Here is a 14,438-nt window from a genome sequence, read left to right as displayed (position 1 = left end):
CTTTCAGCTCGCTCTGTTACCGCTGGAGTCGCCGCCTGCCTCTCCAATCAAAGAGATCGCTTTTTAAAAAAAGAATAATATATTGCGATATTAAGTAAACATTCGTATTTTTAAATGAAACAAGTATTCATGAATTTGACTCAAACTGAATACCAATACATATATTTTATTAATAATAGATGAAAGAAGCACCAATAAATGAAATGAAAAGGGGCTGACAGAATTACACCATATGAATATGAACAAAGAAAAAAGGACGTTCTTTCAATGGATAAATTTTTTAATTCCGTACTTTTATACAGCAGGAATCACACTTATAATATCGTGGATGATTGTTGCATCTATACTAATTGGTTTCCATACATGGAAAGATAATCCCCAGGCTTTTCTTCCACAGAATGAAAGCACAAACAATAGTGGTTCTACAATTAATACAGCAGAAACAGCGTTTTCAATAATTGTTAAGCCTTTCGTTGAATCCAATTTTAATCAAATCATTTTTCGAGGCCTTTTTTTGCTTTTCATATGGTTGCTTCTATTTCTTACTGTACCTGTTGCTTTTAAACGTTTAAAAAGATTCAAGTTTTTAAATCTTGAATTTGAAGTAGATAATATCGAGCAGGCTGCTATAGAAACTGTTGAGATCAGTGGAACTAAAGCAAGACTTATGGCATATTTTACTGGGGATGATGCTTCCGGAAGAACATTAGATTTTTTGACTCAATCTACAATAGACTTTAAAGAAGTACTTGAGTATTTCCTAGCTGAAACTCAACTAGGATACAAAAATCATCCGATCAATGGGGTCTTCACGTATGAAATATACAATGGTACTGCACCTGAAAAATTATATGAGTTAGTGGAGGAATCCAAAGAATCTGGGGAATCTGCAGTTTTTAACAAAATCAATGAAGAGAATTTGTGGAAGAAAAGCTATCTTGTGTATTATTTTGCTTTTAACCATAATGAATACATTACGGTAATAGAAAGTTATTCCTATTCCTTTGATATACTAGACAAGTATTTATTTGAGCTGCTTCATAAAACGATTAGTAAAAACCTGGAGAATATTGAGTATATGGTAGCTTTAACAGACACTGAAGAAGATACAAACAATGGTGATTACTGATCTTGACTATGTATTATAAAAAATCATATATCCTAGAAAAAAGGAGTCATGAATATGGTAAGTGCCAGAAATCCGATCAATACAGATGATGTTAGAGTGCGTGCAGCAGAAAAATTAAGTCGATTTAGTGCAAAACAAAAAGATAGAAAAGCTAACATAATTACAGGTGATATTGTTAAACCGATTTACCTTAGTAAATCAGAACCATTAGTAAAACGAATGACGTGTTTCCAAAAACATAATTAGTAAATACCCGCTTTCTTCAAAGCGGGTATTTTTTTTGGTGCTTTAAACTTTTGGAGTGTTTTTTGGCTATTTCTTGCATAATGGGTGAAGATCCAACCAAATCTGCTGCATGTTTTATAGGCAGTTTTCCTAGGTTTATTTCACTAATGCTTTTAAATTTTTCTCCCTTTAAATACCTTTTATAAATTTCTGTTATTTTCAAATTTTATTGCCCCCCTCTTCCACCAGCGAAACCGTATGCGTATATTGTAGTATATTCTCTTACTTCAAAAAGTTATAAATGAAAATGAAAATTATTCATATTTCGTCTTATTTCAGCAATTTTTCTACAAGTGAAACTAAATAATTCCACTGTATTTAGTTTACATAATAATATTATGTTAACCTAATTGGTTGAAAGGATTATTTTCTATTACTCTTTCAATTTCTTTATCTTCCACATGTGTATAAATTTGTGTAGTAGATACACTAGTATGACCTAAAATATGCTGTAGACTTCTAATGTCTGCACCACTTTTATACATAAGAGTTGCAGATGTATGTCTTAACTTGTGCGGAGTTAGTTTTTCTTTATTTAAACCAGAATCCTGGTTTATTTGTTTGATAATTTTTGCTACTGTTTGCCTTGTCAGTCTAGTTCCTTTTTGTGACAGGAATAGCGCTTGATTTGTAGATGCATCTTGAATGTATTGGCGTTCTTTTTCCATATATGTATGTAGAGAAACAGTACAAGCTCTGTTTAGAAAAACGGTACGTTCTTTATCTCCTTTACCTATCACATGCAATACATTATCCTGAATGGATGTAAGGTTTAAGCTGCAAAGCTCCGAAACACGAAGACCTAGATTTAATAAGAACATGATCATGCTATAATTTCGATAGTAATGATTACTTTTTTTTATTCCTGCAATAAATATTTCTGCCTCTTTTTGATCCATATAAATCGGCTTTTTCTTACCGATTTTCGGCGTTTCCAATTCATCCGCTGGATTATCGTCCAACATTCTTCTTTTCCCTTTCAAATATTTAAAAAAGGACTTAAGTGTTGCTGCCTTCCTAGCTCGTGAAGCAGCACAATTACTACGCTGTAATTCACAGTATTCCAAAAACAAATACATATCTTCTAGAGAGATTTCTCTTATAAAATCTATCGTTACATCTTTAATAGAAATTTCATCGATTTTTGATATATCTATATCATTTTCCACTGCTATTAGAAATCTCAAAAATAAAGTGATGTCATACTCATACTCTTTTCGTGTTCGTAAAGATTTCCCCTTTATAGTCGTTAAATAGACCAAAAAATCTTTTACTACTTTTGGTAATTCTTTTTGCATTGCTTCCACCTCTTCTACTCCCATTTTATCACAAATTAAGGTTCCCAAATATGTATTTGGGAACCTTATTGAATTTTATAGTGTTTTATCGTGAAAAATCCAATTTGGCGTTAATTTACTTCCAAATATTAGGGTGCTTCAAATTCGCATTGAGAGCCTTTTAATTTTGAGTTGATGAGTTGTTGTACGAAACTTACTTCTGTGGCCGCAAAACTCTATTATAATTAGACTGTTTAGTTAATTGGGAATTTGCACTCTAAATTTATAACTTAAAACACATCTTCATTATTCCCAGACAAATTTAAACTCCTACAGTTATATCGAATAATAACAAAACAATTCATTAAACCAAATATGGCGAACAATGCTACTAAAAGTCCCTAAGAAATTTTGGATACACAAAAGGACCGAATAACTTTGAAACATTATTCGGTCCTTTTGTGTTCGGTAAATACACACCGTATTTACAAACTTATATTTCGATTACTCTATTTTATTAGTAACTCCATCCTTTAAGTACAGCAATTAATAAAATCTCAGCATATAAAAAATTGAAAAATTCATGGTTAGCCATAAAACCCATAACTTCTGCACATATTCATCCTTTCAAATGCTGAAGCATCAAGTCAAGAATCTAATAAATTTGGACTTCTGAACTCTTCAAACCATTGTGCACATAAATATGTATTTTTCCAATCAGAATTATTATCATCTATTCCCCAACAAGCATATAAAATCGACATTGCAATTGCTGCTTTTAAAAGTCGATTTTTGTCCATTTGCATTTCATCACAAAGCAGGTTAACCCTCTGTTCTAGTACCTTTTTTGGATTTGGTTTATTAAACAATTGATTAATTAAGAATGAAGTTGTATCAAAATACGGATCGCCAGTTACTCCTTTTGGATCAATTGCTATCCAACCATGAGTATCCGAGTATAAAATATTTTCATGATGTAGATCACCATGTAGAAGCTCGCTGCCTTTTGAGGAATTAGTTATTTCAATAAAATAGGTTTTAGCAAGACAAATAAAATCATCTGAAATATGTCCTTGGTTAGTTGGATTTGTTGCCTGAAAACGATCTAGTGACTCCATCCAATTGCCTATAGATGGATGGTTTGCGTTTTTTTTCACTGATCGCCTGAGAGCACTCCAAACCTTCGCAAAGTGACTGATTGAATTTAGTTCTTCTACTTTTGTAAGCATCGTGCCAGGAAGTATATGCTCAAGTAACATTGCCCCGTTTTCAGCATCTGACTTGATTATTGCTGCACATCCTTTTCCCCCATAAGTTTCAAGTGTTCTTATTTCATTACTAAAATCGTAATTTGGAATACCGATTTTCAAAATGAACGGATTATCTTCCGCATCTTTTACTTTTACGACGTAATTATAAGATAGATTATCTACAGGGGCTACAAAGGTTAAGTTCCATTTTTTTATATAGTTTTGAACAATTGAATCCAACTCTTCTAGCCATTTTTCTCCAATGGCACCAAATGCACCGACTACTTTTTGACTGAACTGATCCGTGTACTCCATGATTTCCCCACCTTTAATCCTATGTATTCTCTCTATATCTACATTTTACATTAGACAACTGTATTTTGCAGGGGACGATCTAAAAATAATTATATGCTTTGTTTATAAAGGCTAATACAGTACCTTTTGCCGGTGGAAAAACTGGCATAATTTCTGTGGTTTCATACTTGTTTTCTTTGTAGTATGATGAAAGATATTTGAATATTAAAAAGCTGATGTCTAAATAAATTATGACATCAGCTTTTTTTTAGTTCTGAGCAAAGTGTCCATCGACTTCAACAGTTTCAACAATATTTATAAATGCATGCTCATCATGCTTTCTTACAATTTGTTTAATTTGCATTGTTTCGTATCGAGTAACGACCATCATTAAAATATGTTTTTTCTCCAATGTGTAGCCACCATATCCTTCTGTAACTGTCACACCACGATAAATACTTGCTAGTAACTCTTGACGGATGGGTTCCCCAGCAGTTGTAATTATTTGCATTGTTAGTTTTTCATGATTCGTGTAAAGTGTGTCAATCGCTTTTCCAGTCAGATAGATCGATAATAATGTATACAATGCAATTTCCCAGTTAAATACGGCTCCAGAAATAAGTACGATTACACTATTCATCCCAGTAAGTAAAAGACCAACACTAAAATTACTTGAGCGAGAAATAATAATAGCTATTATATCCATTCCACCAGAAGTTCCTGAGTATTTCATAATAAGACCTATTCCAAGGCCACCTATAGCTCCACCAAATATAGCAGATAGCAATATATTATCTGAAATAGACTCCGCTGGAATTATATATAGAAAAACAGATAACGATAGTACACATACAAGCGTATTTAGCGTAATTTCTTTTCCAAGCTTGTAATACCCTAATATTAATAAAGGTACGTTCATAATAAAGTTAAGTATACCTGTGTCAAAAGGAGTTATAATTCCTAATAAAATAGCTATACCACTTATTCCACTGCTTAAAATTTCATGAGGTACTAAGAATGCATTAAATGCAAAAGCTATTACAAAGGAGCCCACAATTACAATTAGGTTTTTCAACATGACTGCTCCTTTCTTCCATAAAAAAACTCGCCCATTAAGGACGAGTTTTTCTTCTACTAGAATTTTCTCTTCGCAAATGATATAAGAAATAATTTAACAAAGATTAACGCACTCGTCAATATATTGCTTGTATTTCTTTATTAATTTCCCTTTTTCAAAGAAATTATTCCATTATCAGTATTTATACTAATCTTATTCTCTCCATTACCAAAAACGGTCTTTTCATTCGAAGAACCAAATATATCGATTCTTCCATTATCTATTTCCGCTTGTATTGTTGCATTCTTAGGTTCAGATGTTGTACGAATATCAACAAGTCCATTATTCGTTTCTAAAGTAATTGATCGATCTAGATTATCGGTAACCATTGAAATTTGACCATTATCTGACTCCGCTTGTATATCTCCGGTCACATGATGAAGATCAATCTTCCCATTGTTTGTTTTTACATTGACCATCTTACTTTCCAAATCCTCTAATACGATTTTTCCGTTATTCGACTCAATTTCGATGTTTTCAAATTGTAGTTCCTGTACGAAAATTTGACCATTGCTAGTCTGCGTTGTCAGCTCATCGTATTTTTCATCTGGAACTGATACGATAATTTTGTTGCCGGAAAAACTGAATCCAAAGTCGAAGACATTAAATAGCTTCTTTTTCATTTCTACATGAAGAGTATCACCTTCCACGTATGCATTTAATTTATTGCTTGAGCTTTTTTTACTTATAAACTCAACTTTGCCGTTAGAAGCAGATGTTCGAACTACTTCAATAGCCGTGTTGTCCCCTGTAATATCTATCCGCGAGAACTCTTCCGCTAACTCAATTTTTTCTGTATTTTTGATAAACCCACCTGCAATATTCATCCCTACGTTTATAGCTGCTCCTAAAACTACAACTATTATTGCTATAATACCAATCTTTTTTAAACTCACTACTGTAACCTCCATTTGTTTACCTCTTACATTTCATTATAAAGAAATAAATACCATTTCCTATGGTCTTGAGATGGGAAATTCTCTAAGCCTTAAGATGTATATCATTTAGGGATAAATTGACAACTAAAGCTAAAATAAATCGTATACACTTAAGAATAATAGAATTATAAATACTCAATATCCTATGCAAAGAAGTATATAAACCGTTTATGTATAAATACTTGTCACTCTCTAGCTTAGTTCCAAACGTCATCAAGATGCTTAGAGTAAAATTTTAATGCTCTTTCATATTCAAGAATTTGTTTATCTTCAGTCGTTTCCAATAGTACCTCTAATAATAATTCGGTGGCATTTGAATGGTCGCTAAGATTGTATAAAGTGATGGCATAGAAAACTTGAATAGCTTTATTATTTGGAAATAGTTCGATTCCTCGTATGAATACTCTTTTCGATTTCTCATAATCACCGAGTGCTCTGTATGTGCTCCCCAATCCTATAATGGCCCCTTCCATTTCATCATTTGGGAGGCCGAGATCTATTGCTGTTTCATAGAATGCTACTGCTTTTGTCTCCTCACCTAAAATGTCGAAGCTCCAACCACATTGGTAGAGGATGCTTGCGTTACTCGGGTATTTCTCTACTAACTTTAACAAAAGTTCGTTTGATTCATTTTTCATGCCATTATTCCTCAAAATAATCGCTTCCTCTATTTCCTTAATCATAATTGAATATCCCTCTCTATTATGGTATTTGTTATTGAATGTAGAATACTAGAATGTAAGGAGTTAAATGATGGATTTATTATATTTGAACTTTTTTTCATTTTGTTGATTACTCGTATGACTTACGGAAGACGCAAGATGTATTATCAAACCTTTGATGATGCAATGTCCGGTATCGTGCCAAGTATTATGAGATACCAAGCATGAAAAGAGTTATGAAGAACTAACTTCGAACAGACTAATTCTTTTCTATTTTATATGCAATCATTGCATGTTTTATTTGAAATCCTGATGCCTTATAAAGAGCAATTGCAGTTTTGTTATTTGCCCCCACACTTAAAGTGATCTCTTCTATTTCTTCATATGAAAATAAATGATGAAGAGCAGCTTTCATTAACTTAGTTGCTATTCCTTGCCCTCGATACTCTGATGAAACAGCAATGTATTCAATTACTCCTTCTCCGTGAAGTGGGACAGCCTCTACGTACACATATCCCTTTACATCGTTATTGTCTTGGATGATGAATAATTGATTGTCTTCACTAATTCTCGAAAGGATTTGGTTACTACTATAATAAGTATTTGGAAAGGCTAGTTTATGAAGGGCACTAAAGGACGTATGAAAGGAATTTTCATAAGTTTGGATATGTAAATTTTGTCCTTCCTTGATACTATTTCTATCTATACTTAAAATAAGATGATTCCCATTTTCCTCTCCATTTTTACTTTCAATAAATTGCCTAACTAAAGTATTTTTTTCATTAACAAAAAACTGGTACTCGTTTAGTTTGAAAGGAATGGTATCCTCTAATTCTATCCATAAATCATTTGCCAACTGAGGATAGTCGTCCTCATTCTTTATAAAGGGACCCCATACCTCTGTACTTTTATTTTCTTCATCAATGTCAAATCCTAAAGCTCCAATTATGTTGTTCTCGGAATAGGCAACGACAAATGATTTCGTTATATCGATATCAGAGAAATCAGTTGTAAGAGTATCGTAAATCTCCTTTTTATATTGTCCGCAATAACCAATATGGTAGGAATCATCACTATTTAAAACCTCTAAGAAAAAAGCTAATTCCTCCAAATGCTTAGGGGGACTTATATAGGTTGTCATAGAAATCACCTTTTCTAAATATCTTTATCAGAACATTTTATCATTTAGATAATTGTAAAGATATACACATTTGGTAAAAAGAACTACACCTTTGATAAATAACTTTTGACAAAGGAAAAATTTATCTTTATATTATTCTAATAGACCGGTTGGTATAATTTATGAGGTGATTTAAAATGTCCGCTAAAAATAATTCCAAAGATATTCTTATTGAAACTGCTTCACGGCTATTTCGGATAAAAGGCTACTATGGAGTAGGACTTAAAGACATTCTTGAGGAAAGTGGAATTCCAAAAGGATCTCTTTATCATTACTTTCCACAGGGGAAGGAACAACTAGCGATTGCAGCGATTAATCATACTAAAGAAATTGTTGTAAATGAAATTCAAGCATTGTTTGATGAATTTGAAGATCCTATCAAAGCATTTCAAACACATTTGCAACATTTATCCGAAATCATTATAAAAAGTGATAACATAGGGTTCCCCATTGGAACTATTGCTGGTGAAACCTATTCAACAAGTGAACCAATCCGAATGGCTTGTCATTTAGCATTTGAAGAATGGCAAGCAATTTATAGGAAGAAATTACTTAAATGCGGATATGACAAAGCTCAGTCAAATGACTTGGCCCTTGCGGTAAATCTAATGATTGAGGGTGCTATTCTTTTATCTTTAACAAATAAGAGTAATAGACCGCTTGAAGTTGCCAAAGAGCAAATTACATTATTATTAAGAAAAGATTAATTTAAATTCTTCAGAAAATGTATTATATGGACGGTCTATGTAGTCATTAATTGGAGGAATTTGTTCATGATTGAAAAAGCAACACAACAAGAAAAACAAGTATTTAAAACAACCCCTATCTTAATTTCGTTTTTAATTGCAGGGTTTGTCGGATTATTTAGTGAGACAGCACTGAACATGGCACTAGGAGATTTAATAGTAATATTTGATATTAGTCCACCCTCAGTCCAATGGCTAACAACTGGTTACCTCTTAACATTAGGGATATTAGTACCTATTTCAGGATTTATCATGCAGTGGTTCACTACAAGACAATTATTTATAGCTTCTCTGCTATTTTCTATTATTGGAACACTTATTGCAGCACTTGCACCAAGCTTTACTGTATTAATGCTATCACGGGTTATACAAGCAGTAGGAACAGGATTACTACTACCATTAATGTTCAATACCATTTTACTCATTTTCCCTGTTCATAAAAGAGGAGCAACAATGGGAATCATGGGATTGGTGATTATGTTTGCACCAGCAATTGGGCCGACTATTTCTGGTCTTGTGCTTGAGAAACTTACTTGGCACTGGATTTTCTGGATTTGCTTACCATTCCTTCTGCTTGCTTTATTGTTTGGAATTAAATTCGTGCAAAATGTAACAACTGTAACGAAACCTAAAATAGACATACTTTCTATTATTTTATCAACTATTGGTTTTGGTGGAATTGTGTATGGCTTTAGTAGTGCAGGAGAAAAAGGTTGGGGTAGTACTATAGTTATTGTTACTATTATTGTCGGTCTTTTCGCACTGACTTTGTTCTCTATGAGACAATTCAAAATGGAAGTTCCAATGATTGACTTACGTGTTCTAAAATATCCAATGTTTACACTAGGCTTATTAAGTGTATTTATTACCTTTATGGTAATCATGTCCTCGATGATACTATTGCCTTTATACTTACAAACAGGACTTGCATTAGCAGCATTTACGGCTGGGCTCGTACTTTTACCAGGTGGGGTCCTAAATGGTTTTATGTCTCCTTTGACTGGGCGAATATTTGACAAATATGGTCCAAGAGGTCTTGTAGCACCTGGTTTCATCATCATGATTATTATGTTGTGGATGCTATCCAATATCACTGTTGATACTTCTATTATTATGGTAATTATTATGCACTCTGTTCTATTTATCGGGGTGTCTATGGTTATGATGCCAGCTCAGACAAATGGACTTAATCAGCTTCCAAGAAACCTGTATCCTGATGGAACTGCTTTGATGAATACATTACAGCAAGTATCTGGTGCGATTGGAACGGCTGTTGCAATTACAATTATGTCAACTTCTCAGAACGCTTATTTAAAAAACGCAACCAATTTAATGGATCCGGAAACAGTTAGTATGTCATTAACTGCTGGGGTTCAAGATGCGTTTATATTTGGCTTAATCCTAGCTATTATTGGATTAATCATGTCCTTATTTATCAAAAAGGCATAAAATCTAAAATACAACCCTATTCTATGAGTTCTCTACTCAGAATGGGGTTTATTTCTATGTTTTTGCTTAGATTGTTCGGTATTACAATTATTTAATATCTTTTATTTTATACATACGCATGGATTGAAGGTCTCCCTCATAAGACAACTGTCCTAAATGAATAAGAGAACGTACACGGTATTCTATCCATGCATCCGATACCACTTGCTCCGATAAACCAACCACTTCACCTATCACACGTGTTGCATTCAAAAATTCTGTATTTTTTCGTTCACTATGTAACTTCCCCACACATTCCATTATAAACGAATCATCTCTTGTTTCTAATTCATCGATGATTTCCCCTTGCTTCCAAGACCGAACAATGCTTGTACTCTGTAGCAGTTTTTCCCCCTCCTGTTCTAAAGTTCTAGTCAATCCATCTGAAATCTGAAAAATGGAAAATTCATGAAAATGAGCTAACTGCTCTGCATTACACTCCCCGGTATGACGAATTTCATTACGCAATTCCTTACGTTCTGTATAATCTCTCATTGCTTTGTAAGTATTTACAACATTAATTTCAACTTGTTTTTCTTTTAACAAATTACAGATGATGCGAAGACCAATTTGCTCTGTAGCATTTTCACAAGTCCAAATCGTTACTTGGTCACCATGCTTTATATCCGCCAATTTTTGTAATGACTGTTGATACATTGTTTGGTTATCTTCAAAATTACCCCATACTGTGTGGTATGAATTTTCCAACCAAGTAAAATAACTTTTAATACCGCTGTTTTCATAAACATTTCTAATTGGTCCGATAGAAAAGTCTATAGGGAAACCAATTATTTTGTGATTATGTTCACTTAAAGCGTGTTTTAAGCTACCAATCGCAGAATCTCCAAAAATGAGATGAATCACACGAACACTTCCGATTCTAAGTATATTTTTTCTTTTTGTTAAATTATTTGTACATGAAATATATGAAATATGAATTCATTTCTGCTCACATTAAATCTCTTCCACTTCTACCAAGATTTGAGTGACATAATTATCACTTCCACTTACAGTGATTTCATCTAGTATATATTCCTCGTACGAATAGCTTCCAAGCTTTATTTGATGTTTATCGATAAATTTCATGATTTCTTTATAAGTTTTAGAAATATTTTTATCGTTCCCAACATGATAAGCGACTACATATAATCCTTTTGGTTTCGTGTAAAATGATATATTTTTTACATCGACCTCTGTTTTCGTGTACAAGTAAGAATAATTGTCATAATCCTCTTTCATCAGCTTCGCCCTATTTACCATGGCACCAATTGGATAACCAATATCAAGTTCATTTTTGTATAAAAAATCAATGAAATGGGAGACAGATTTTAAGAAAGATCGATCAGAACAATCCAATATAGAGTCACTTAAAAATAATAACTCCTCTTCCTGTATCTCTAGACTGATTTGTTTAAAATCTAACTTTAGTGCATTTTCCGTTAGAGCTATCTTTGTATCGATTATCTTTTGTATTTGGTTCAAATTATTTATCTTTTTTTGGATTTCCAATGACTTCACTTTTAATTACTCAATCAATTCGTCAGGGGTCTTATTGTTCAAGAATAGTTTAATTTCCTTTAAAGGCATGTCCACCTCTTTGAGGAGTTCAATAACGTTAAAAACATCAAATTGATGATAGGAATAATATCGATAACCTTTTTCGTTTTTGATTTCTGGTGAAAGAAGCCCAATTTCATCATAATGAAATAAAGTCTGTTTTTTCACGTTACATAACTTTGCGAATTCACCTGTCGTAAAATATTTACGTAAATTCTCGCTCATTTACTAATTCCCCCTTGACTGTATGGTTACCGGATACTTTAGGATGTAACTATACCATTTAAAACTATCTATTTGTACTAAAAAGAAAGGATTTGATAGTCATGAATATTTCCATTCGTGACGTAGCGCAAGATAATGTTCAAGATATATTAAAGTTAAGTGTCGGAGAGTTACAAGCTTCTTTTATAGAAACAACTGAACAATGTTTAGCAGAAGCCCGTGAATGCACTATATATAAACCAGTGGGTCTCTATTCTGACGAGTGTTTAATCGGATTTGCAATGTATGGGTTTTTCTCTGAAGAAACAGACAATGGTCGAGTATGGTTGGATCGTTTTTTAATAGATTCCAGATACCAAGGTTTTGGTTATGGAACTATTATGCTGAATGCATTAATACAGAAACTAGTCAATGAATTTTCATGTACCCAAATATATTTAAGTGTATATGAAGAAAATAAATCTGCGATTCACTTATACCAAAAATTTGATTTTCATTTCAATGGTGAATTCGATCTAAAAAATGAAAGAATTATGGTGAAAAATATAACAAACTTAAACGGACAGCTAGAATAACTCTACTCTACAAAACAACAGGTGAATAATATGAATGAAACATTAAGAAATACCCCAACTAAAAAATTATTTCTAACGTATCTAATCCCTTCCTTACTCGGAATGCTATTAATGGCAGTCAATATTTTAGTCGACGGCATTTTTGTTAGTAATGGAATAAGTCCCGAAGCCCTTGCAGGTATTAATATAGCGGTTCCTATATTCTCAATTTTACTATCTATTTCGCTCTGGATTGGGATGGGGGGAGCAACACTATTTTCCATTTCACTTGGAGAAAGTAATATTAAAGAAGCACGCTCAATCTTTTCACAATCCTTTTTCCTAGCTGTTATCATTGTCGGTGTACTTGTCATACTAAGTTTATGGAAGCAAAAAGAAATCGCTTATTTGTTTGGTGCAAGTGATGAAATTTTCCCTTATGTAAAAGATTATCTTCATATCATTCTAGTGTTTGGTGTCGTTTATGTGATTGAAAATATATTAAGTATTTTTATACGAAATGATGGAAATCCAAAACTTGCTATGCTTGGACTGGCTACTACCTCAGTTCTTAACATTGTATTTAATTATTTATTTATTTTTGTAATGGAACTTGGTGTTGAAGGTGCTGCCTATGCAACTGTTATATCAACCGCTATTGGTTTAGTCGTTTTACTACTCCATTTCACTCGAAAAAATAGTATGTTGAAATTCACTAAATTTAAATTTGAGCTAAAGACAGTTATTGAGATATTAAAGATTGGCTTGCCAAGTTTTATAGTAGAAGGTTCTGTAGCGATGACAATTATTGCGTATAATGTTACGTTTATGCATTTTGTTGGAGCAGTTGGTGTTACTTCGTATGCAGTTGTGAATTATTTACATGCCGTTTTCATCATGCTATTTATTGGGATTGGGGCGGCACTTCAACCTATTGTTAGCTTTCACTACGGTGCGAAGTTATATGATCGTCTACAGCAATTCTTGAGATTAGGTGTGATAACAGGGATTTTATTCGGTGCTTGTATATTACTAGTCGGGTTGTTGTTCGGAGATGTGATTATTTCGTTATTTGGAGTTACCTCTGAAGAAGTGTTTACTTACACGAAGACAGGCATTTCCATGTTTTTCATTGGTTATTTATTTTTAGGTTTTAATTTAGTATACGCCGAATATTACCAAGCGATTAAGAAGATTAAACTTTCTTCTATTATAATCATTGCTAGAAGTATTGTGCTTTTTTTACCACTTTTATGGTTATTACCAACCTATGTAGGAAGTGATTACATTTGGCTTGCCTTCCCACTAGCAGAAGGAATTACAGCAATTGGTTTAGTAATTGCCAGATATACACTAAAAGCCCTAGCTCCGTTTAGAGATACCTCTGCAAAAGACATGCAAGGACTCAAATCATAACAAAGTATATATATAAAATGTCTCGTGAACACTGGCATCATTGGACTGGAAAGAATGATTAATACCGCTGGTTTCTGTTTAAGCGGACGCTTTCAGCGTGGGAGAGATGAGTCTTCACCGCAGGGAGTTGCCGTCATTCACTCCAATCAGTTTGCTGTATAGTACTCCCTACAATGGGTGTGCTCAGGACAGACAAAACCCATAAAATAATCAAAAAAATGATATTGATTTTGACGAATGTCAAACCAATATCATTTAAGATTCACGCGGTTATTATATAGCAAAACATCTGTCTAAACCCTTCTAAAACGATAGATACT

16 protein-coding genes are annotated in these 14,438 nt (G+C 33.1%); 6 read left to right on the top strand and 10 right to left on the bottom strand.

The window, feature by feature from the left end; translation table 11 throughout:
* The first annotated feature begins 232 nt into the window (after positions 1 to 232).
* Together MKY29_RS09370 and MKY29_RS09365 are read left to right on the top strand one after the other, a co-directional pair.
* A complete protein-coding gene (locus MKY29_RS09370; RefSeq protein ID WP_340879589.1) occupies positions 233 to 1,129 on the top strand; it encodes a hypothetical protein in 897 nt (298 codons plus the stop codon).
* A gap of 54 nt (positions 1,130 to 1,183) precedes the next feature.
* Positions 1,184 to 1,375: a hypothetical protein gene (locus MKY29_RS09365; protein WP_340879588.1), complete on the top strand. Its 192-nt coding sequence runs from the start codon at positions 1,184 to 1,186 to the stop codon at positions 1,373 to 1,375.
* A 16-nt stretch (positions 1,376 to 1,391) separates the two neighbouring features.
* Here MKY29_RS09365 and MKY29_RS09360 read toward each other — a convergent pair whose 3' ends face one another.
* From MKY29_RS09360 to MKY29_RS09330, 7 genes are all read right to left on the bottom strand, one after another.
* Positions 1,392 to 1,577 (bottom strand): hypothetical protein, encoded by a 186-nt coding sequence (locus MKY29_RS09360; protein ID WP_093494832.1) that lies wholly within the window; start codon positions 1,575 to 1,577, stop codon positions 1,392 to 1,394.
* 178 nt (positions 1,578 to 1,755) lie between these two features.
* A complete protein-coding gene (locus tag MKY29_RS09355; RefSeq protein ID WP_340879587.1) occupies positions 1,756 to 2,712 on the bottom strand; it encodes a tyrosine recombinase XerC in 957 nt (318 codons plus the stop codon).
* A 626-nt stretch (positions 2,713 to 3,338) separates the two neighbouring features.
* Positions 3,339 to 4,256: an aminoglycoside phosphotransferase family protein gene (locus MKY29_RS09350; RefSeq protein ID WP_241599859.1), complete on the bottom strand. Its 918-nt coding sequence runs from the start codon at positions 4,254 to 4,256 to the stop codon at positions 3,339 to 3,341.
* A 247-nt stretch (positions 4,257 to 4,503) separates the two neighbouring features.
* Positions 4,504 to 5,313: a YitT family protein gene (locus MKY29_RS09345; RefSeq protein ID WP_241599858.1), complete on the bottom strand. Its 810-nt coding sequence runs from the start codon at positions 5,311 to 5,313 to the stop codon at positions 4,504 to 4,506.
* 140 nt (positions 5,314 to 5,453) lie between these two features.
* On the bottom strand, positions 5,454 to 6,263 hold the full coding sequence (locus MKY29_RS09340; RefSeq protein ID WP_093494826.1) for a DUF4097 family beta strand repeat-containing protein: 810 nt from the start codon (positions 6,261 to 6,263) through the stop codon (positions 5,454 to 5,456).
* A gap of 224 nt (positions 6,264 to 6,487) precedes the next feature.
* Complete coding sequence (locus MKY29_RS09335) at positions 6,488 to 6,973, bottom strand: tetratricopeptide repeat protein (protein WP_340879586.1); 486 nt, start codon at positions 6,971 to 6,973, stop codon at positions 6,488 to 6,490.
* Positions 6,974 to 7,211: 238 nt separating this feature from the next.
* Complete coding sequence (locus MKY29_RS09330) at positions 7,212 to 8,093, bottom strand: GNAT family N-acetyltransferase (RefSeq protein WP_340879585.1); 882 nt, start codon at positions 8,091 to 8,093, stop codon at positions 7,212 to 7,214.
* A 176-nt stretch (positions 8,094 to 8,269) separates the two neighbouring features.
* Between MKY29_RS09330 and MKY29_RS09325 the strand changes: the two genes are divergently transcribed.
* Both MKY29_RS09325 and MKY29_RS09320 read left to right on the top strand, forming a co-directional pair.
* Positions 8,270 to 8,839, top strand: coding sequence for a TetR/AcrR family transcriptional regulator (locus tag MKY29_RS09325; RefSeq protein WP_093494823.1), 570 nt, complete (start codon positions 8,270 to 8,272; stop codon positions 8,837 to 8,839).
* Between the two features lie 66 nt (positions 8,840 to 8,905).
* Positions 8,906 to 10,327 carry a DHA2 family efflux MFS transporter permease subunit gene (locus tag MKY29_RS09320; RefSeq protein WP_340879584.1) on the top strand — a complete coding sequence of 474 codons (1,422 nt, stop codon included), beginning with the start codon at positions 8,906 to 8,908 and terminating at the stop codon, positions 10,325 to 10,327.
* An 87-nt stretch (positions 10,328 to 10,414) separates the two neighbouring features.
* Here the strand turns inward: MKY29_RS09320 and MKY29_RS09315 are convergent, their stop codons facing one another.
* The 3 genes from MKY29_RS09315 to MKY29_RS09305 all read right to left on the bottom strand — a co-directional run bounded on the left by MKY29_RS09315 (position 10,415) and on the right by MKY29_RS09305 (position 12,148).
* Positions 10,415 to 11,230, bottom strand: a complete 816-nt coding sequence (locus MKY29_RS09315; RefSeq protein WP_340879583.1) for a DUF1835 domain-containing protein — start codon at positions 11,228 to 11,230, stop codon at positions 10,415 to 10,417.
* 90 nt (positions 11,231 to 11,320) lie between these two features.
* Positions 11,321 to 11,848: a GyrI-like domain-containing protein gene (locus MKY29_RS09310; RefSeq protein WP_340879582.1), complete on the bottom strand. Its 528-nt coding sequence runs from the start codon at positions 11,846 to 11,848 to the stop codon at positions 11,321 to 11,323.
* Between the two features lie 42 nt (positions 11,849 to 11,890).
* Positions 11,891 to 12,148, bottom strand: coding sequence for a MerR family transcriptional regulator (locus MKY29_RS09305; protein ID WP_340879581.1), 258 nt, complete (start codon positions 12,146 to 12,148; stop codon positions 11,891 to 11,893).
* Between the two features lie 101 nt (positions 12,149 to 12,249).
* Here MKY29_RS09305 and MKY29_RS09300 point away from each other — a divergent pair, with 101 nt between their 5' ends.
* Together MKY29_RS09300 and MKY29_RS09295 are read left to right on the top strand one after the other, a co-directional pair.
* The gene (locus tag MKY29_RS09300) at positions 12,250 to 12,723 is read left to right on the top strand and encodes a GNAT family N-acetyltransferase (protein WP_093494818.1); all 474 of its coding nucleotides are present in this window, start codon (positions 12,250 to 12,252) and stop codon (positions 12,721 to 12,723) included.
* A 30-nt stretch (positions 12,724 to 12,753) separates the two neighbouring features.
* Positions 12,754 to 14,118, top strand: coding sequence for an MATE family efflux transporter (locus MKY29_RS09295; protein WP_340879580.1), 1,365 nt, complete (start codon positions 12,754 to 12,756; stop codon positions 14,116 to 14,118).
* Positions 14,119 to 14,438: the final 320 nt, after the last annotated feature.

The sequence above is a fragment of the Psychrobacillus sp. FSL K6-2365 genome (assembly GCF_038003165.1).
Taxonomy (GTDB): domain Bacteria; phylum Bacillota; class Bacilli; order Bacillales_A; family Planococcaceae; genus Psychrobacillus; species Psychrobacillus psychrodurans.
Note: the sequence above shows the minus strand (reverse complement) of the source record. Positions and strands in the feature narration are given on the sequence as shown.